11 protein-coding genes and 1 pseudogene are annotated in these 18,616 nt (G+C 67.7%); 8 read left to right on the plus strand and 4 right to left on the minus strand.

Annotation, left to right across the window (positions count from 1 at the left end):
* From NFX52_RS18170 to NFX52_RS18175, 3 genes are all read left to right on the plus strand, one after another.
* Positions 1-239: hypothetical protein (locus NFX52_RS18170; protein WP_252635768.1), on the plus strand; the 239-nt coding region annotated here is incomplete at its 5' end.
* Positions 236-364, plus strand: coding sequence for a hypothetical protein (locus NFX52_RS30880; protein WP_255354187.1), 129 nt, complete (start codon positions 236-238; stop codon positions 362-364). The genes NFX52_RS18170 and NFX52_RS30880, both read left to right, overlap by 4 nt.
* A gap of 78 nt (positions 365-442) precedes the next feature.
* The gene (locus NFX52_RS18175) at positions 443-1,090 is read left to right on the plus strand and encodes a YiaD family glycine zipper/OmpA-like lipoprotein (protein ID WP_055394716.1); all 648 of its coding nucleotides are present in this window, start codon (positions 443-445) and stop codon (positions 1,088-1,090) included.
* A gap of 41 nt (positions 1,091-1,131) precedes the next feature.
* Here NFX52_RS18175 and NFX52_RS18180 read toward each other — a convergent pair whose 3' ends face one another.
* The 4 genes from NFX52_RS18180 to NFX52_RS18195 form a co-directional block, all read right to left on the minus strand.
* Complete coding sequence (locus tag NFX52_RS18180; RefSeq protein ID WP_055394714.1) at positions 1,132-1,761, minus strand: response regulator transcription factor; 630 nt, start codon at positions 1,759-1,761, stop codon at positions 1,132-1,134.
* Positions 1,762-1,915: 154 nt separating this feature from the next.
* Complete coding sequence (locus NFX52_RS18185) at positions 1,916-3,961, minus strand: two-component system sensor histidine kinase NtrB (RefSeq protein WP_252635767.1); 2,046 nt, start codon at positions 3,959-3,961, stop codon at positions 1,916-1,918.
* Entirely contained in the window at positions 3,958-4,773 is an 816-nt protein-coding gene (locus NFX52_RS18190) for a carbon-nitrogen hydrolase family protein (protein WP_055394722.1), read from the minus strand. The genes NFX52_RS18185 and NFX52_RS18190 overlap by 4 nt, the downstream gene beginning before the upstream one ends.
* Positions 4,773-8,933: a YhdP family protein gene (locus tag NFX52_RS18195; RefSeq protein ID WP_055394710.1), complete on the minus strand. Its 4,161-nt coding sequence runs from the start codon at positions 8,931-8,933 to the stop codon at positions 4,773-4,775. The genes NFX52_RS18190 and NFX52_RS18195 overlap by 1 nt, the downstream gene beginning before the upstream one ends.
* Before the next feature lie 98 nt (positions 8,934-9,031).
* Between NFX52_RS18195 and glnE the strand changes: the two genes are divergently transcribed.
* The 5 genes and pseudogenes from glnE to NFX52_RS18220 all read left to right on the plus strand — a co-directional run bounded on the left by glnE (position 9,032) and on the right by NFX52_RS18220 (position 18,588).
* Positions 9,032-11,779 (plus strand): bifunctional [glutamate--ammonia ligase]-adenylyl-L-tyrosine phosphorylase/[glutamate--ammonia-ligase] adenylyltransferase, encoded by a 2,748-nt coding sequence (gene glnE / locus NFX52_RS18200; protein ID WP_055394708.1) that lies wholly within the window; start codon positions 9,032-9,034, stop codon positions 11,777-11,779.
* Between the two features lie 105 nt (positions 11,780-11,884).
* Entirely contained in the window at positions 11,885-12,613 is a 729-nt protein-coding gene (locus NFX52_RS18205; protein ID WP_055394706.1) for a TetR/AcrR family transcriptional regulator, read from the plus strand.
* Positions 12,610-13,995 carry an efflux transporter outer membrane subunit gene (locus NFX52_RS18210; protein ID WP_055394704.1) on the plus strand — a complete coding sequence of 462 codons (1,386 nt, stop codon included), beginning with the start codon at positions 12,610-12,612 and terminating at the stop codon, positions 13,993-13,995. The genes NFX52_RS18205 and NFX52_RS18210 overlap by 4 nt, the downstream gene beginning before the upstream one ends.
* A 267-nt stretch (positions 13,996-14,262) precedes the next feature.
* Positions 14,263-15,468: pseudogene (locus NFX52_RS18215) on the plus strand (efflux RND transporter periplasmic adaptor subunit).
* 12 nt (positions 15,469-15,480) lie between these two features.
* Positions 15,481-18,588 (plus strand): efflux RND transporter permease subunit, encoded by a 3,108-nt coding sequence (locus tag NFX52_RS18220; protein ID WP_055394702.1) that lies wholly within the window; start codon positions 15,481-15,483, stop codon positions 18,586-18,588.
* The last annotated feature ends 28 nt before the right edge of the window (positions 18,589-18,616 follow it).

The raw sequence follows: 18,616 nt of genomic DNA on the forward strand, positions 1-18,616 counted from the left end.
AGCAGGCGGCCAGCGTTCCTACAATCAGCGCCGTCAAAGCAACGCGCAGGAGTGTCAATTTCATGGGGCTGATTTTGCTTGAAGCGCTGCTGGCGCTGGTGTTGCTGGTGGCCATCGTCTGGTGGACGATGTTCTCGGGCCGCAAGGGTGGCGAGCTGCAGCCGCCGCCGCAGGAGCCTTTGCCTCCACCGCCAGCGGCATCCCCCGAGGCTGCTCCCCCACCACCTCCGGCGCAATGACCTTGCCTGCGCGCGGGCAGCGGGCCCAGGCGGCTTCGTCCTACAGCCAGGATGCCGCTGTGCCGATGGTGCCCCGGCCCGGCTGCAGCCACGATGGCGATGAGCTGGGCGCACCCGAGGCCTAGGCCCACCACAGGCCATGCGGCACGCGATCGGAAGTCCCGACAAGCCCAGCTCCGTTGAATCTTTCAAGGAGCACCACCATGCGCAAACACATTCTTCTCGGCGCCACCGCCGTCATCGTTCTGGCCACTGGCTGTGCCAGCATGGACGACACCCAGCGCCGTACCGCCACCGGGGCCGGCGTGGGCGCGCTGGCAGGCGCCGTCATCGGCTCGGCCACCGGTGGCAGCGCTGGCACCGGGGCAGTGGTAGGTGCCGGTGTGGGGGCCCTGGGCACCTACATCTGGTCGCAGAACATGGAGCGCCAGAAGCGCGAGATGGAGCAGGCCACGCGAGGCACCGGCATCGGCGTGACGCAGACAGCCGACAACCAGCTCATGCTCAACATCCCCAGCGACATTTCCTTTGCCGTGGGCCGTTCGGACATCCAGCCCAATTTCGCACCCGTGCTCGACCAGTTCGCTGCCGGGCTGCGCAACAACCCCAACACCGATGTCCGCATCGTCGGCCACACCGACAACACCGGCAGCGACGCCATCAACAACCCGCTCTCGATGGACCGGGCTGCCAGCACGCGCAGCTATCTCACGGGGCGGGGCGTGGACGGGCGCCGCATCGCCATCGATGGCATGGGGGAGCGGTATCCCATCGCCACGAACGAGTCGGCCGACGGCCGGGCTCGCAATCGGCGCGTGGAGATCTTTGTGGGTGAGCGGCCACGCGGGTAAGCAACCACACCCGAGAGGGCGTGAGGTGGGCGCGCAGAGCCCTACTTCTCTGTGCGCAGCAGGTTGGCCAGCTCCACGGCCGACTTGACCTGCATCTTGTCGAACACGCGTGAGCGGTGCACCTCCACGGTGCGCACGCTGATATCGAGCTGGTCAGCAATCAGCTTGTTGGGCAGGCCCGCCACCACGAGATCCATCACATCGCGCTCGCGGTCCGTCAGATCGCGCAGGCGCACCTGCAGGTCGCTGCGCTCACGCAGTTGCGCCAGGCGCTCGGCCGACTTGGCCAGCGCCTGCTCGACACGGTCTACCAGCGCGTTGTCGGAAAACGGTTTTTCGCAGAAATCAAACGCACCCCGCTTGACGGTGTCCACGGCAGTGGGCACGTCCGCGTGGCCGGTCAGGAAGATCACCGGCATGGTGGCCAGGTCACCGCGCACCGCCAGCAGGTCGAACAGCGCCAGGCCGCTCATGCCGGGCATGCGCACGTCCAGCAGCAGGCAGCAGGGCTGGCGCTGCGCGGGCCGGCTTGAGAGCATGGCGTCAAAGGCCTCGGCACTTTCAAAGGACTCGCTGAATAGCCTGCGCGAACGCAATAGCCACGCCAGCGCTTCGCGCACGCTGGCGTCGTCGTCCACGATGTACACGGTGGCGTTGGTGGTGGGCTCCATGGTTCAACTCGGTTAACTAGTGCATTGTCGGCTACGCGCGGTCGACGCAACTGGCGCGGGCTGGACGGGGGCTGCCGAGCAAGGGCCGCCCCGCCGCTGGCGGCGTACCCCTTCCCGCGCGCAGCGCGAGAGAAGGGAGAAGCGACGTAGTCGCTCAGGGGCTTGTTGCTGGTAGCGTGAAGGTAAGCACCGTACCACGCGGTTCATGGGGCGCAAATCCGAGAAAACCGCCATGCTGCTCGATCACCGTGCGGCACATGCTCAGCCCCAGACCCATGCCCTCGGGGCGGGTGGTGAAAAACGGGGTGAAAAGCCTTTCGGCTACGTCCGGGGGAATGCCCGATCCCAGGTCGGTCACCGCAAACTCGATCCAGCCGCTGTGCTGGTTTGACGCCGCACGCCGCACCCGAATGTCCAGAATGCGCGTGGGTAGGGCGGGGTCGTCCATGGCCTGCATGGCATTGCGCGCCAGGTTGAGCAGCACCTGCTCGACCATGGTGCGGTCGCACAAAACGGGGGGCAGGTGGGGCTCCAGCGAGGTGTTCACGCGCACCCCCAGCTTGCGTGCCTGCAGGCTCACCAGTGGCAGGATGACATCAAGCAACTGCTGGGCGTACACCGCTTCGCGCGCCTGGTCGCGGCGGCGCACAAAGTCGTGGACGCTCTTGATCACCTTGCCTGCGCGCTCGGCTTGCCGCGCAATATGTTGCATGGCCATGCGCACATCCTGCAGCTGCTCGGCATGGGCAGCGGCGCCTGCGCCCTGCTCTGCCGGTGTGGGCGCCTCCAGCAGGTTGATGGAGCCGGTGGCATAGCTGGAAATGGCGGCCAGGGGCTGATTGAGTTCGTGGCTCAGCAGCGAGGCCATTTCGCCCACGGTGGCCAGGCGGGCGGTGGCCTGCAGCCGCTCTTGTGACGCCCGCGACAGCTCTTCCACCCGCCGTTGCTCGCTGATGTCGAGGAACGCGCTCATCCAGCCCGTGTGCAGACCCTGGGCGTTGATGAGCGGGGCCTCGATGATCAGCACAGGGAAGCGGGTGCCGTCCTTGCGCATGAATTCGGACTCGAAACCCTCGCGCGGCGGCATGGTGCCCGCAAAGCGGATGGCCTGGCGCTGGCGATACTCCTCCACCCGCTCGGGGGGCCAGTAGGGCGCGGTCACGCTTTGGCCCAGCAGCTCCGGCGCGCTGAACCCCACCATGGCGCAGAAGGCCGGGTTGACATAGGTGATGCGGCCTTCCAGGTCGCGGGCGCGCAGGCCCGTGACCAGCGAGTCCTCCATGGCCTTGCGAAACGCCAGCGCGTCTGCCAGATCGCGCTCGGCGCGCAGGCGCCTGCGGTTGTCGCGCACCAGCACCACCATCACGGTGACCAGCGCAATCGACATGGCGGTGACCAGCGCGGTCAGCACGTTGGGGAACAGGCTGGGCGCGCTGTGCCAGGTGTCCATGCGCAGCACCAGGGTGCTGCCGGGCAGATCCAGCAGGTGCGTGGCCGTGAACACGCGCGAGCCGCGGCGCGCGGCGCCCAGCACGGCCAGCCGGGTGCCGTCGGCCTCGGTGAACGAGGCCTCCTGGCTGCGGGTGAGGTTGTGCGCCACCAGGTTGATCAGCACGTCCTGCAGCGAATACGTGACCACCAGGAAACCCGTGCTGCGCCCGCCCGAGGTGAGCGGCAGGCACAGCTCCATCATCTCCGAGCCCAGCCCGTCGCCGTGGGGCTGAAAGTAGCTGCTTGAATAGGCTGGGCTGCTCAGGCGGCGTGCGTTGGCGCAGGCAATGGCGGCGTCGGACTGGTTACCCTCGCGCAGCCGTGCGTCCCAGGCCACGGGTCGGTAGGGCGACTGGGCATGGGTGCGTACCCGCAGGTCGGCATCGCGCCACTCGATGCGCACGAGCTCCCGCCGGTTGCGCAGCAGCTCGGCTGCATCGACCTCCCAGGCGAGCTGGCCCGGGTCGCCCGCGTGCAGGGCCTGCAGGCTTTGCAGGTTGCGCGTAAGCGCCACGCGGATGTCGGACACCGCGTCGGCCGTGTCACGCTCCAGGCGCGACTGCACCTGACTGGCCTCGTAGCGCCCCGCAAGCCACACCATGGTGGCGAGCATGGAGATGACCAGGGCTACCAGCAGGGTCCACAGCGACCAGCGCCGCCATGCGCCTCGCCAGCGTCTGAAGAGTGTGCGCTGCTGCGGAATTTTCACAGGACGCGGTGCGAGAGGGCCGGCAACTGCAAGCGAAGGTCGCGCAGGCGCTGCGGGTCCACCACACCCCACACCACGCCCGCGAGCTGGTCCTGCTGGGCGAGCACGGTGCCCCACGGGTCCACCAGCATGCTGTGGCCCCAGGTGTGCCGCCCGTTTTCGTGCACACCGCCCTGTGCGGGCGCCAGCACATACGCCAGGTTTTCCACGGCGCGGGCGCGCAGCAGCAGCTCCCAGTGCGCCTGGCCGGTGGTGTGGGTGAACGCGCTGGGCACGAGCAGCAGGTCTGCGCCTGCGCTGGCGTGGGCACGGTACAGCTCGGGAAAGCGCAGGTCATAGCACACCGAGAGGCCCACGCGCCAGCAGTGGCCGTCGCGCGATGGCAGCTCGAACTGCACGGGGGTGTTGCCCGCTTCGATGACCCGGCCTTCGTGGAACTGCTCGCGCCCGTTGTCAAAGTAGAAAAGATGAATCTTGTCGTAGCGTGCCACGCAGTCGCCAGCGGGGTTGAACACCAGGGTGGTGTTGCGCACCCGGTCGGGTGTGGTGGCGACCAGCGGCAAGGTGCCCCCCACAATCCACATCTGCAGCTCGCGTGCCGCGCTGGCCAGAAAGTGCTGGATACGGCCCTCGCCCGGTGCTTCGCGCAGGGCGAGCTTGTCGGTGTCCTTGTGGCCCATCACGCAGAAGTATTCGGGCAGCACGGCCAGCTCGGCACCTGCGCTGGCGGCTTGCTCCAGCAGGGCGCGTGCAGCGCGCAGGTTGTCGTCGAGCCGGGTGCAGGACACCATCTGGATCGCAGCAACTTTCATCATGAAGGTTCTCCGGTGCGGGGTGCGCTGGGGCGTGTGGGTGTGCCGGTTGCAGGGCCTGCCTCGCGGTTGCGGCGGGCCACGCGCACCACGCGAGGATCCGTCCAGGTGCCATCGATGCGGAACTCCTGCGTGGCCGCCTCGATCAGCGGGCCGCGCAGAAATACCTGGGCCAGGAAGCTGCCCAGCCCAATGACCGGGTTGATGGCTGTGGCCACCAGGGACGCGGTCATGGCGTTGATCTCGGGCACCACCACCACGCGCAGGTCTTGGGTTTCCTGGTCGATGTTGGCGCTGCCCTCCATCAGCACGGCGGCGTTGACGCCCTTCATCTGCAGATTGTTCGTGGTGGCCACGCCCTGCTCGATGCGCACATCGCCCCGGACAAAGTCGAACGCAAAACCCTCGCTGAACACATCGCGGAAGTCGAGCGTCAGGCGGCGTGGCAGCGATTGCAGGCTCAGAACGCCTAACAGCTTGGCCAGGCCTGGGTCGGCCTTGAGGAACTGGCCGGACTCCACGTTCAGGTTGATCTGCCCGGTCATGCTGCGGTAGTCAGGGCTGAACGGCGCGCCGATCCAGGCCACCTGCCCTTCCATGCGGCCCTTGCCACGCCGGACCACATTGGCCATGCCCATGCGGCCCAGCAGGTCGCCCGAGTCGCGGATGTCCAGCTTGAAGTTGAGCACCGTGCGCCGCTCCGGTGTGCGGGGCCCCACCCCTGCTGTGTTCAGCACCGCCCAGTTGCCGTTGGCTGTGAAGTTCGCCTCGGGCGCGAGGATATTGAATTTGGAGAGGCGCCATTCGCGCTGCGTGCCATCTCCGCCCCGGTTCTGCGCTTCTATCTCCACACGCCCGAGGCGTTTGCCGCGCAGTTCAAAGTCATCCACCACGATGTCCAGCGCGGGCAGGGCGCCGGGCTGCTCGTCCAGCAGGGCCTCGACCTGGGTGACGTCGCTCTGGGGCATGTTCACGCGCGAGAGCCGCGCAAACAGGCGCCCGTTGGGGTGTTCGGCGCCGCCTGGCTGGCGGTATTCCAGATAGCCGTTGAGTTCCGTGGCGTCGAGGTTGGCACGCCAGGTGGTGCCGTCCCGCAGCGCGCCGGCCACGATGTTGTGCAGGGTGCGACCCTGCAACGTGAGTTCGCGGGCGCGCAAGGCCAGTGTGGTGGGCAGGTAGTCCTGCGCCGTGCTGGGCGTTCCCGTTGAGCCTGGCGATCCGGGTGCGGTCGCGGGGCGTGCAGCGGGTTCGCTGCTGGTTGCCTGGGTCAGCACGTCTTCCCAGGCATCCACATCGAGCTTGCCCTGGCTGATGTTGGCCGCCACACCCTGCGCGGGCACCGGGGCGGATTCCCCGCCCGACAGGCCGATGCCGATGGCACCGCGCAGCACCCGGGCCTGGGGCCCGCCCAGATCCCGAACGTAGGTGGCCGAGCCCAGTGCGCCCAGGTCCAGCGTGATCTGATCGCGCAAAGGCGGGGCTTCGGTGCCATTTCCAGCCTGCGTAAGGCCCACCAGCGATTCGCGGGCCACCTGGGTTTCAAACCGCAGTGGCAGGCTGCTTTCGGCCGTCTTGCCCAGCGGGGCGGGCAGCGCCAGCGCCAGCCCCTGCAGGCTGGTGGTGACCTGCACCTCCGGCACGCCACGGCGAAACGCGAGCGCCATGGAATACGCGGTGCTGCCCGTGGCGCGGCGCGCCAGCTGCGAGAGCATGCCCAGTTGTGATGCCTGCTGCAGCCCTTCGGCCGTGGCGGTGCCCTGTGCGCGAAGCTGCACAGCCGATTCGGTGGCCGGGGCATTGGAGGGCAGAGCGCGCATGCCGCCCTCCAGCCGGACAGCGCCGCCCAGTGCCTGGGCCTGCACGGTATTGAGCGAAAAACCGCCTTCGGTGAACTGCACCACGCCCCGCACCCGGCTCAGCGTCGGGGTGTCGGGGGTAATGCGAAGTTCGTTGCCCGCCAGCGTGACGCTGCCCTGGACCTTGGATTTTTCGATGTCGCTGATCGGCAAGGTCAGGCGCAACTTGAAATCTGCGTTGCCGGTGCCGCTGGCCTGCTCCAGTGCATTGCCGGTCATCCGGCCCAAAGGCGATGTGTTCATGAGCGTGAGCAGCTCGGTCAGCGGCCCCCGGGCATCGGCACTGACACCCACCACGGTATGGGAGAGGTCTGGAATCTTGGCGTCCACCTTCGACAGGCGCAGGCCCGGGCGTCCCGCAAAACTGCCACTGGCGCCGCGCACTTGCATGGAGGAGCGTTCAAAGATCAACTCCCCCGCCAGCTCCGTCAATGCAGGCCACGGCAACGTATTGGCCGGTTGCAGCTGCGTAGGGACGTAGGCGTAGGTGACATCCTTCACGCGGGCTGCGATGCGAAATTCGCCTTGTTTGGGGTCGTCGAAAGGCAGGTGGTGCAGATCCCCCTTGACGCGGAACTGCACGTTGCTCGCGCTGCCCGCCACCACGGCGTCGCGCACATAGTGGCGCGACTCCTGGGGGATGGACAGCGGCAGGTAGCGGTGCACACGGGTCCCGTCCGCCCGGTTCAGGGTGCCTGTGAGGTCCAGCACCCCCGGAAAGCGAGAGCGGTGTGCCACCTTGCCCGCATCGCTGGTATGCCAAGTGGCCCGGGCCTCGCCCTGGGCGTCGGCATTGGCAAACTGCACGTCGGTGGCCTGCACGGCGATGCGGTCGCCATCGAGTTGCCAGCGCACATCGGCGCTGAGCCGGTCCAGCGGCAGCACCGGGTCTTCGAACACGCCGGGCAGCACCAGCGCGCCGGAGGCAATGGTCAGCGCTGCCTTGCCGCCCGCCTGGGTCATGTCGATGTCTACCGTGGCACCCCGCAGGCCCAGTTGGGTGGACGCGCTGGCGGGAGCGTCGCCTGCCAGCGCCAATCCGCGAATGCGCCCGCGTACCTGATACTGCTGCAGGTTTTCGAGAGGGCCTTTCCAGGTGGCCTGGATTTCGTCCACGAGCCCGTGGGGTGAATAGGTGCGCACGGCCTCATGTGCCGTGGCGCCCAGGGGCAGGCGGCTGGCGACCTGCGCCAGGGCAGCCAGGTCCAGGCGGTCGGCGCGGAACTCGCCTTGCGCGGGTGCCTTGCCGGCCGCCGCCGTGTGCACAAGCCTGACGTTGCCTCCGGGCCAGGTGAGACCATCGTCCGTCTTGAATTGCAGCGCCTGGGTCGAGAATTCGAACCCCCCGTTCAGTCGGCGCCCACCCAGCCGCCCCTGAATGGACGGCAGCACCAGCGCCTGTAAGCCTGCACCCAGTGTGGCATTGACATCGGCCAGCGCCAGGTCGGCTGTGCCGCCCACAATCTGCCCGCGCTGCACATCGGCCCAGGCTCGCAGCGCGCCCCGGCCCTGTGCGATATCCACGCCCACATCGGCATGGTGGCGCAGCCGCGAGACGTCCACCCGGGAAAAGTCGGCGAAGACCTGCCCATTCCAGTGTTTCCAGTTGCCGTCGCGCGCGCGCAGCAAGGGGGCGCGGAACAGCCCCGTCACCGTGAAGCGGTCTCCCCAGGCTTCGGGCGGCGTGGCATCCAGCCGCATGTGATGGTGCCAGTTGCCGTTGCGCAAGAGCAGGTCCACCTTCTCCAGCGCAAGCTCCGGGGCGCCGCGCTGCTCATCCGTCCAGCGCACCGTGCCACCCCGGATGAACACCTCGCCCTGTGAAAACAGCCAGTCGGCGGCGGCGTTGTCCTCGCCCTGCTGCTGGGAGAAATCCAGACCCGCCACCTGGATGCGGCCGTCCGCAGTGCGGCGCACATCCAGCTCGGGCTCTTCGATGTACAGCTGCTCGAACCCGCCCTTGAGCAGGGAGCGCGGCGACAGCGCCACCACCACCCGTGGAAGGCGCAGGGCAGAGCGGCCGGCAGCGTCCAGCAGGGTGACATCCGAGAGTTCAATGGAAGGGATCAGGCCTTCGGTGTGCGCCGCGATGGCACCGATCTGGACAGGAACCCCCAGCGCCCGTGCGGCATGCGCCTCCAGCTGTGGGCGGAAATCACCGATTCGCGGCACAATCCAGCCATGAAGGGCCCCCCACGCGATGGTCAGCAGCAGCCAGAAGGCCAGCAGCAAGCCCAGCGACCACCGCGCGAGACCTGCCACAATTTTCAGCAGGCGGGTGGGGTGCGTGGTGGGATCGATCATGGTGGGATTGAATGTGGCAGGAATTATGACCCGCAGGCTTAGCGCGGGTTCACTACAAACCAGTGTTCTTATGCACGCAGCGTTGCGCTGCGGCTGCCATGTCGATCCCGTATCCTGAATCCCCCTGCAATCCCTCCGCGACCTTTGTTCACGGGGCCGCGCACTCGCGTTTCTATCAGCGCCTGCATCGCCGCTACGAGGCTGACCTGCTGCTCCTGCCGCCCGGTGTTCCCCGGTGGCCCAGCATGGAGCAGGCCTACGACGCGCTGCGCGCACGCGGTTGTGACACGGGCACCGCGCTCCGGGTGCTGCGCCAGCTGGTCATGGAGCGGCTGATCCAGATGGATTGCGAGGCGCAGGCTCCGCTGGCGGACATTACCAGCGCGGTCACCGAGCTGGCCGAACTGGCGCTGGACAGGGCCTGCCAGCATGCCCGCCAGGAGCTGGACGAGCGCCACGGCGCGCCGCGCGGGCCGGACGGCCAGCCCGTGCAGCTGTGGATCATCGGCATGGGCAAGCTCGGTGCCCGCGAACTGAATGTCTCCAGCGACATCGACCTGATCTACGTGTACGAGCACGATGGCGAAACGGCGGGCACGGCTGATGGCCGGGGGCGCATCTCGAACCACGAATACTTTGCATGTGCGGTCAAGGCCATCTACAGCCTGGTGGGCGACACCACCGAACACGGATTTGTGTTCCGCGTGGACCTGGCGCTGCGCCCCAATGGCAACTCTGGCCCGCCTTCGGTCTCGTTGTCGGCGCTGGAGGAATACCTGCAGCTGCATGGGCGCGAGTGGGAGCGTTTTGCCTGGCTCAAGAGCCGGGTGGTGGCACCGCGTGATTGCATTGCCAGCCCTGAGGTTCAGGCGCTGCGCGGTGTGGTGCTGCCCTTTGTGTTCCGCCGCTACCTGGACTACAGCGTGTTCGATGCGCTGCGGGTGCTGCACCGCCAGATCCGGGACCATGCCGCCAAGCGCAGCGCGGGCCACCCGGAGCGCGCCAACGACGTCAAGCTCTCGCGCGGCGGCATTCGTGAGATCGAGTTCACGGTCCAGCTGCTGCAGGTGGTGCGGGGCGGCCAGTTCCCCGAGTTGCGCCGCCGCCCCACGCTCGATGCGCTCACCCGCCTGTCCCAGGCAGGCTTGATGCCGCAGGAAACGGCCGATGCCCTCGCGCGGGCCTACGTCTTCTTGCGCCGTGTGGAGCACCGCATCCAGTACCTGGATGACCAGCAGACCCATGTGTTGCCCACGCGCGATGACGATCTTGCGTGGATCGCGCACACCCTGGGGTATCCCGATTGCTGCGCCTTCCTGCACGAGCTGGACGCGCACCGCGAATTGGTGGCCCAGGAATTCGACACCCTGTTGGGCGGGGCGGGCAAGAAGCAGTGCAACGGCGGCGGCTGTGGCGGCCCCCGCGCAGCGGCTGCAGCGCCCCCCGAATTCGACACGCTGCTGGAGCAGTTGCCGCCCGGATTTCGCGAGCGTGTTGCCGAATGGCGCAACCACCCGCGCGTGGCGGGGCTGCGCGACGAAGCCCGTGCCCGCCTGTTCCGGCTGGTGCAGCGCACCGCACAGTGGCTCAAGGAAGGCCGCGTCACCGAAGAGGCCGCCCTGCGCCTGGCCAACTGGCTGGAGCCGCTGCTGCGCCGCGAGAGCTATTTGGCACTGCTGCTGGAGCGCCCGTCCGTGCACGAGCAATTGCTGCACCTGCTGGGTGCGGCCAAATGGCCCGCCCGCTACCTGCTGCAGCACCCCGGTGTCATCGATGAACTGGTGGGAGATTCGCTGCTCGCCGAACGTTTTGTGGTGGCCGACTTCGAGCGCGAACTGGCGGTGCGGCTCGCGTCGCTGCAGTCCACGGGCGAGGACGATGACGAAACCTTGCTCAACCTGCTGCGCCGTGCCCAGCACGCGGAAACCTTCCGCACCCTCGCGCGCGATGTGGAGCGGCGCATCACCGTCGAGCAGGTGGCGGATGACCTGTCCGCCCTGGCCGACAGCGTGCTGCGCATCACAGCCCAATGGTGCTGGAGCCGGCTCAAGACGCGCCACCGCGAGAGCCCGCAGTTCGCCATCATTGGCTACGGCAAGCTGGGCGGCAAGGAGCTGGGCTACGGCAGCGACCTGGACATCGTCTTTGTGTTCGACGACGACGATGAGCGCGCGCCCGAGGTTTATGCGGCTTTTGTGCGCAAGCTCATCAACTGGCTCACCGTGAAGACGGGCGAAGGCGACCTGTACGAAATCGACACTGCGCTGCGGCCCAACGGCAGCTCAGGCCTGCTGGTCACGAGCTTCGAGGCCTACGCCAACTACCAGCAGCGCCGGGGCAGCAACACCGCATGGACCTGGGAGCACCAGGCCATGACACGCGCGCGTTTCGTGATGGGCAGCGAGGCCTTGCAGGCGCGCTTCGATGCCGTGCGCGAGGCCGTTATCACCTCCGAGCGCGACCCTGCCGCCCTGCGCGAGGAGATCGTGGCCATGCGCGAGCGGGTGCGCGCTGCCCACCCCACGCGCGACGGGAAGTTCGATGTGAAACACAGCACGGGCGGCATGGTGGATGCAGAGTTTGCCGTGCAGTACCTGGTGCTCTCACAGTCTGCCAACCACCCGGAACTGGTGGGCAATGTGGGCAACATCGCGCTGCTGCAGCGCGCCGAGCAGGTGGGGCTGTTGCCCCCCGGCGTGGGGGTGGCGGCTGCGGATGCCTACCGCGAACTGCGGCGCGTGCAACACGTGGCGCGCCTGGACGAGGCGCCCACCCAGGTTGCCCCCCCCGCACTGCAGGCCGAGCGCGATGCGGTGCTGGCCCTGTGGAGGTCCGTGTTCGGTTGAGTCGCACCAAGGTGTGACGTTTTGTTGCATTTTTGCGGGCTGAATTTTCCGCATAGCACCGCTAATTCAAACAGTTGTTTGAATTCTGGTGTGTAATCCGGTGCCATGAGTTTTGGCGCCCATTTCATTCCCGCAGCCCAGCGCACCGCCCGCAGCGACGGAGAAGACACGCGCGTGCGCCTGCTGCGCGCCGCGCTGCAGCTGTTTTCCGAGCGGGGCTTTGCGCAGACCTCGGTGCGTGCCATTGCCGAAGCCGCCGGCACCAACGTGGCGGCGATCGCCTACCATTTTGGCGACAAGGCGCGCCTCTACACAGCCACGTTCTACGAGCCCTTCGGCAGCGGCAGCGACCTCATCCCGGTGTTTGCCGACCCTGCGCTGACCTTGCAGCAGGCGCTGGCCGCCTACTTCGGTGGCTTTCTGGAGCCGCTCAAGCACGATGACCTCGTGACCCAGTCGCTGCGCTTGCATGTGCGCGAGCTGCTGGACCCCACCCATGTGTGGCCCGAGCTCATCGAGCGCGAGTGCCGTGCCCCCCACCTCGCCCTGGTTGAGGTGCTGTGCCGCCACATGGGCGTGGCCGAGGTGGACGACGACATGCACCGCCTCGCCTTCTCGCTGGCCGGGCTGGTCATGCAGATGTGGACCCAGCGCGACCCGCTGCAGGCTATTGCACCGCAGCTGGCGGGGTCTGGGGCTGTGGACGAATGGGTGGACCGGCTGACCGGTTACGCCCTGAGCATGGTGCAGTGCGAGATCGCCAGGCGGCAGGCCGTACAACAGCCCGCGCGCCGCAGTACTTCACGGAATTCGCACAAGGAATCCAACGCATGACTTTGAGCAAGACCCGATTCTTCTGGGCCACCTGCCTGCCCCTGGCCCTGGGCGCCTGTGCTATCACAGCGCCTCCCGCCCAAGTGCCCACCACTCCACCTGTGGCGTGGCAGGCGCCCTTGCCGCACCAGGGCTCTTTGGGGGATCTGACCCGATGGTGGACGCAGCTGGGCGACCCGCTGCTCGTGGAGTTGATCGACGCGGCCCAGGCCGTCAGCCCCGGTGTGGCGCAGGCCCAATCCCGCATTGCGCAGGCCCGGGCCACGCAGGTGGCCAGCCGCGCCGCGCTGCTGCCGTCGCTCGATGCGCAGGCCAGCGCCAGCCGAGGTTTCAACGAACAGCTTGCAGGCATCGCGACCACGGCGCAGGCCGGGCTGCAGGCGAGCTGGGAGATTGACCTTTTTGGTGCGAACCGCGCGACCAAGACCGCTGCCGATGAGCGGCTGGCGGGCGCACAGGCCCTGTGGCACGAGGCGCGCGTGAGCGTGGCCGCCGAGGTGGCGCAGCAGACGAGCAGCCTGCGCACCTGCCTGGAGCAGCTGCGCGTGGCCGAGCGCGATGCGCAGTCGCGTGGCGAAACCTCGCGCCTGTCAGGTCTTAGCGAACGCGCCGGCTTCACGGCGCCCGCCACGGCTGCCCTGGCCCGTGCCAGTGCCGCCGAAGCGCAGGCGCGTGCATCGCAGCAGCGCATGCAGTGCGATGTGGAGGTCAAGACCCTGGTGGCACTGACCGGGTGGGAGGAGCCGGCGCTGCGGTCGCGCCTGTCCACGCCTGCCGCCACAGCCCCCGACACCCTGTTCGCCATCGCCACGCTGCCCGCCCAGGTGCTGGCCCAGCGCCCTGATGTGTACAACGCCGAGCGCGAAGTCGCCGCTGCCAGTGCCGAAGTGGGCAGCGCCCGGGCCCAGCGTTACCCGCGACTGTCTCTCAGCGGCTCGGTGGGCACGGCGTGGGTGCGCAGCGGTGGCGTGACCACCGACCTGAATACCTGGACCATCGGCCCGCTGGCGCTCAGCGTGCCGCTGTTCGATGGGGGCCGGCGCGGCGCGCAGGTGGATGCGGCGCAGGCGCGCTATGACGAAGCCGCCGCGCTCTACCGCGCCAAGGTGCGCCAGGCCGTGAGCGAGGTCGAACAGGCGCTGGTGCGGCTGCAGAGCACGGCCGAGCGCAGCACCAGCGCGCGAACGGCGGCTGCGGGCTATCGCACATCTTTCGATGCCACCGAAGCGCGCTGGCGCGGCGGCCTGGCGAGTCTGGTGGAGCTGGAAGACGCGCGGCGCACATCCCTGGCGGCCGAGAACGCGTTGATCGCGCTGCAGCACGAGCGCCAGGCCGCCTGGGTTGCGCTGTACCGCGCCGCTGGCGGTGGATGGAAGCTATGAGACACCCCCCTGAGTCGCTTTGCGCCTCGGTGCGTCCGCCGGAGGCGGCCGCTCTTCACCGCCGTCCAAGCCTGCGCAGGCAGGCTCGGAGCCGCGGTGCTCAGCCCCCGCTCTCGCATTGCTGCGCAACGCGGGCAGGGGGACGCAGCCCTCGCTGCGGGGCGGCCCTTGCTTGGCTGCCCTCGTCTGCGCATCGCCAGTTTCGAGCGCAGTGGGCCACGCCCAACACCATGCACAGCTGATATGAATTCTCCAGGACAGATGCACATGCAACACTCCTCTTTCTTCTTCAAGTTTTCCCCCACCGCCTTCGCCGTGATCACTGCCTGCGTGCTGGCCACGGGCGGTGCGCTGGTTTTCTCTGGCGCATCGCGCGCCGCCGATGAGCCCAAGGCTGGCCAGCCCCGCCCCGCGCTTACCGTGAGCACGGCCCAACCCCAGCGCACCTCGGTGCCGCTGCGCCTGGCGGCCAATGGCAACGTCGCCGCCTGGCAGGAGGCCAGCATTGGCGCCGAAAGTAACGGCCTGCGCCTGACCGACGTGCGTGTGAACGTGGGCGACGTGGTCAAGGCCGGCCAGGTGCTGGCAACTTTCTCTGCCGAAACCGTACAGGCCGATGTGGCCCAGGTCCGCGCCAGCCTGCTCGAAGCCCAGGCCAATGCGGCCGAAGCCGCTGCCAATGCCGACCGGGCCCGCTCGCTGCAGGCCACGGGCGCCTTGAGCCAGCAGCAGATCCAGCAGTACACAACGGCCGAGAAGACCGCGCAGGCTCGCGTGGAGGCGGCCAAGGCCACGCTGAACGCACAGCAGTTGCGTCTGAAGTACACCCAGGTGGTGGCGCCCGACAGCGGCGTGATCTCGGCCCGCACGGCCACCGTGGGCGCGGTGGTGGGCGCGGGCACCGAGCTGTTCCGCATGGTGCGCAAGGGGCGCCTCGAATGGCGCGCCGAAGTCACGTCTACCGAGCTGCGCCGCATTGCGCCGGGCGCCAAGGTCAGCGTGACGGCGGCCAGTGGTGCGGTGGCAGAAGGCACGGTGCGCATGATTGCGCCGACGGTGGACCCGCAGACGCGTAATGCGCTGGTGTACGTTGATCTACCCCTGAACACAGACTTCCGTGCGGGCATGTTTGCGCGCGGTGAGTTCGCGCTGGGCGCCAGCGATGCGCTGACGGTGCCGCAAGAAGCGCTGGTGGTGCGCGATGGCTTCTCGTACGTGTTTGTGGTCGGCGGCGACCAACGGGTGCAGATGCGCAAGGTGCAGACCGGCCGCCGCGTGGCCGACCGGGTCGAGGTGCTCTCGGGTCTGGACGCAAATGCCTAGGTGGCAGTGCGCGGCGCTGGCTTCCTGAACGACGGCGATCTGGTGCGGGTGGTGAGCACGCCGCCCGCTAGCAGCACCTCGCAAGCTCCGGATTTCAAGCAAAAAATGGCTCTAGCGCTTACTAATAAAGCGCAAGCAGCTATCAATTGAGGAGCATTCGACATGAATGTATCCACCTGGTCGATCAAGAACCCCATACCGGCGCTGATGCTGTTTGTGCTGCTGACCTTCGGCGGCCTGCTGTCGTTCAACGCCATGAAGGTACAGAACTTTCCGGACATTGACCTGCCCACGATCTCCGTGACCGTGGCGCTGCCCGGCGCCTCGCCCGCGCAGCTCGAAAACGATGTGGCGCGCAAGATTGAAAACAGCATCGCCACGCTGCAAGACCTGAAGCACATCTACACCAAGGTGCAGGACGGTGGCGCCACCATCACGGCCGAGTTCCGCCTGGAAAAGCCCACGCAGGAAGCGCTGGACGACGTGCGCTCTGCCGTGGCCCGCGTGCGCGGTGACCTGCCTGGCGACGTGCGCGACCCCATCGTGACCAAGATGGACCTGGCCGCGCAGCCGGTGCTGGCGTTCACCATCGCCTCCAGCCGCATGGACGATGAAGCGTTGTCGTGGTTTGTGGACGACGCCGTGGCCAAGAAGCTGCTCACGGTGCGGGGCGTGGGTGCTGTCACCCGCGTCGGCGGCGTGCAGCGCGAGGTGCATGTGTTGCTGGACCCGGTCAAGCTGCAGGCGTTGAACGCCACGGCGGCCGATGTCTCGCGCCAGCTGCGGCTGGTGCAGACCGAAAGTGCCGGTGGCCGCACCGACCTGGGCGGCAGCGAACAGCCTGTACGCACCCTGGCCACGGTGCAGTCGGCGCAGGAGCTCGCAGGGCTCACGCTGGCACTGTCCGACGGCCGCCATGTGCGGCTCGATCAGGTGGCCACGGTGACAGACACGATTGCCGAGCCGCGCGCACTGGCCCTGCTCAACGGCAAGCCCGTGGTGGGCTTCGAGGTTGCGCGCAGCAAGGGCGCGAGCGAGGTGGAAGTCGGCTCTGCGGTGCAGGCGGCCCTCAAGGAAATTCGCGCTCAGCACCCCGATCTGGAGATCACCGAAGCTTTCAACTTTGTGCAGCCCGTGCAGGAGGAATACGACGGCTCCATGCACCTGCTGTACGAAGGCGCGTTGCTGGCCGTGCTGGTGGTGTGGCTGTTTTTGCGCGACTGGCGCGCCACGTTCGTGTCGGCCGTGGCGCTGCCGCTGTCGGTGATTCCGGCGTTCATCGGCATGCACTGGCTGGGCTTCTCGATCAACGTGATCACGCTGCTGGCGCTGTCGCTGGTGGTGGGCATTTTGGTGGATGACGCCATCGTGGAGGTGGAGAACATCGTGCGCCACCTGCGCATGGGCAAGACGCCCTACCAGGCGGCCATGGAGGCGGCCGACGAAATTGGCCTGGCCGTGGTGGCCACCACGTTCACACTGATTGCGGTGTTTTTGCCCACCGCGTTCATGAGCGGCATTGCGGGCAAGTTCTTCAAGCAGTTCGGCTGGACGGCGTCGCTGGCGGTCTTTGCCAGCCTGGTGGTGGCGCGGGTGCTGACACCCATGATGGCGGCCTACATCCTCAAACCCATCGTGGATACGCACAAGGACCCGCGCTGGATGACGGTGTACCTGCGCTGGGCGGCCTGGTGCATCAAACACCGCTGGATGACCTTCATTGCCACGGCAGCGTTTTTCATCGGTTCGCTGGCGCTGATCCCGCTGCTGCCCACGGGCTTCATCCCGGCCGATGACAACTCGCAGACCCAGGTCTACCTGGAGCTGCCACCTGGCGCCACGCTGGCCCAGACCCGCGCCGTGGCCGAGGATGCGCGCCAGCGCATCGCCAAGGTGGACCATGTGCAAAGCGTGTACACCACCATCGGTGGGGGCTCGGCCGGTGGCGATCCGTTCATGGGCAGCGCCAATGCCGAAACGCGCAAGGCCACGCTCACCATCTTGCTGGCCGAGCGCGGCGACCGGCCGCGCAAGCAGGGCATCGAGAACCAGATCCGTGCAGCGCTGGAGACGCTTCCTGGCGTGCGCAGCAAGGTGGGCCTGGGGGGCTCCGGCGAGAAGTACGTGCTGGTGCTCTCGGGCGACGACCCGCAGGCGCTGACCTCGGCCGCGCTGGCGGTCGAGAAGGACCTGCGCACCATCCCGGGCCTGGGCAGCATCTCTTCCACCGCCAGCCTGGTGCGCTCCGAGATCGCGGTGCGCCCGGACTTTGCGCGCGCCGCCGACCTGGGGGTGACCAGCAGCGCCATTGCCGAAACGCTGCGCATTGCGACCGTGGGCGACTACGACGTGTCGCTGCCCAAGCTCAACCTGGCCTCGCGCCAGGTGCCCATCGTGGTCAAGCTGCAGGATGACGCGCGCAAGGACCTGGCGCTGCTGGAGCGCCTGTCGGTGCCGGGCAGCAAAGGCCCGGTAATGCTGGGCCAGGTGGCCACGCTGGAGTTCAGCGGCGGACCGGCCGTGGTGGACCGGTATGACCGCGCGCGCAATGTCAACTTTGAGATCGAGCTGTCAGGCCAGCCGCTGGGTGATGTTACGAAGGCGGTCGAAGCGCTGCCCTCCATCCAGAACCTGCCGCCGGGCGTGCGCCAGATCACGATTGGCGATGCCGAGATGATGGGCGAGCTGTTCGCGAGCTTCGGCCTGGCCATGCTGACCGGGGTGTTGTGCATCTACATCGTGCTGGTGCTGCTGTTCAAGGACTTCCTCCACCCGGTGACCATCCTGGCGGCGCTGCCGCTGTCGCTGGGCGGGGCGTTTGTGGGCCTGCTGATCGCGCAGAAGAGCTTCTCGATGCCCTCGCTCATCGGGCTGATCATGCTCATGGGCATTGCCACCAAGAACTCGATCCTGCTGGTGGAATACGCCATCCTGGCGCGGCGCGAGCATGGCATGACGCGCTTTGAGGCACTGATCGATGCTTGCCACAAGCGCGCACGGCCCATCATCATGACCACACTGGCCATGGGCGCGGGGATGATGCCGATTGCGCTGGGCATTGGTGCGGCGGATGCCAGCTTTCGCTCGCCCATGGCGGTGGCGGTGATTGGCGGGCTGATCACGTCCACGCTGCTGAGCCTGCTGGTCATCCCCGCCGTGTTCACGGGGGTGGATGATCTGGGGCAGTGGTTTGGTCGCATGCTGCGGCGCTTGCGGGGTGCCCACCCGGTGCCCGCCCCAGAGGCGCCCGCTACACCCCCAGCGGGATGATGGAGACCGGTGGTTGCTTGAAAAAGCA

Origin of the sequence: Acidovorax facilis (assembly GCF_023913775.1) — a bacterium.
GTDB lineage: Bacteria > Pseudomonadota > Gammaproteobacteria > Burkholderiales > Burkholderiaceae_C > Acidovorax > Acidovorax facilis.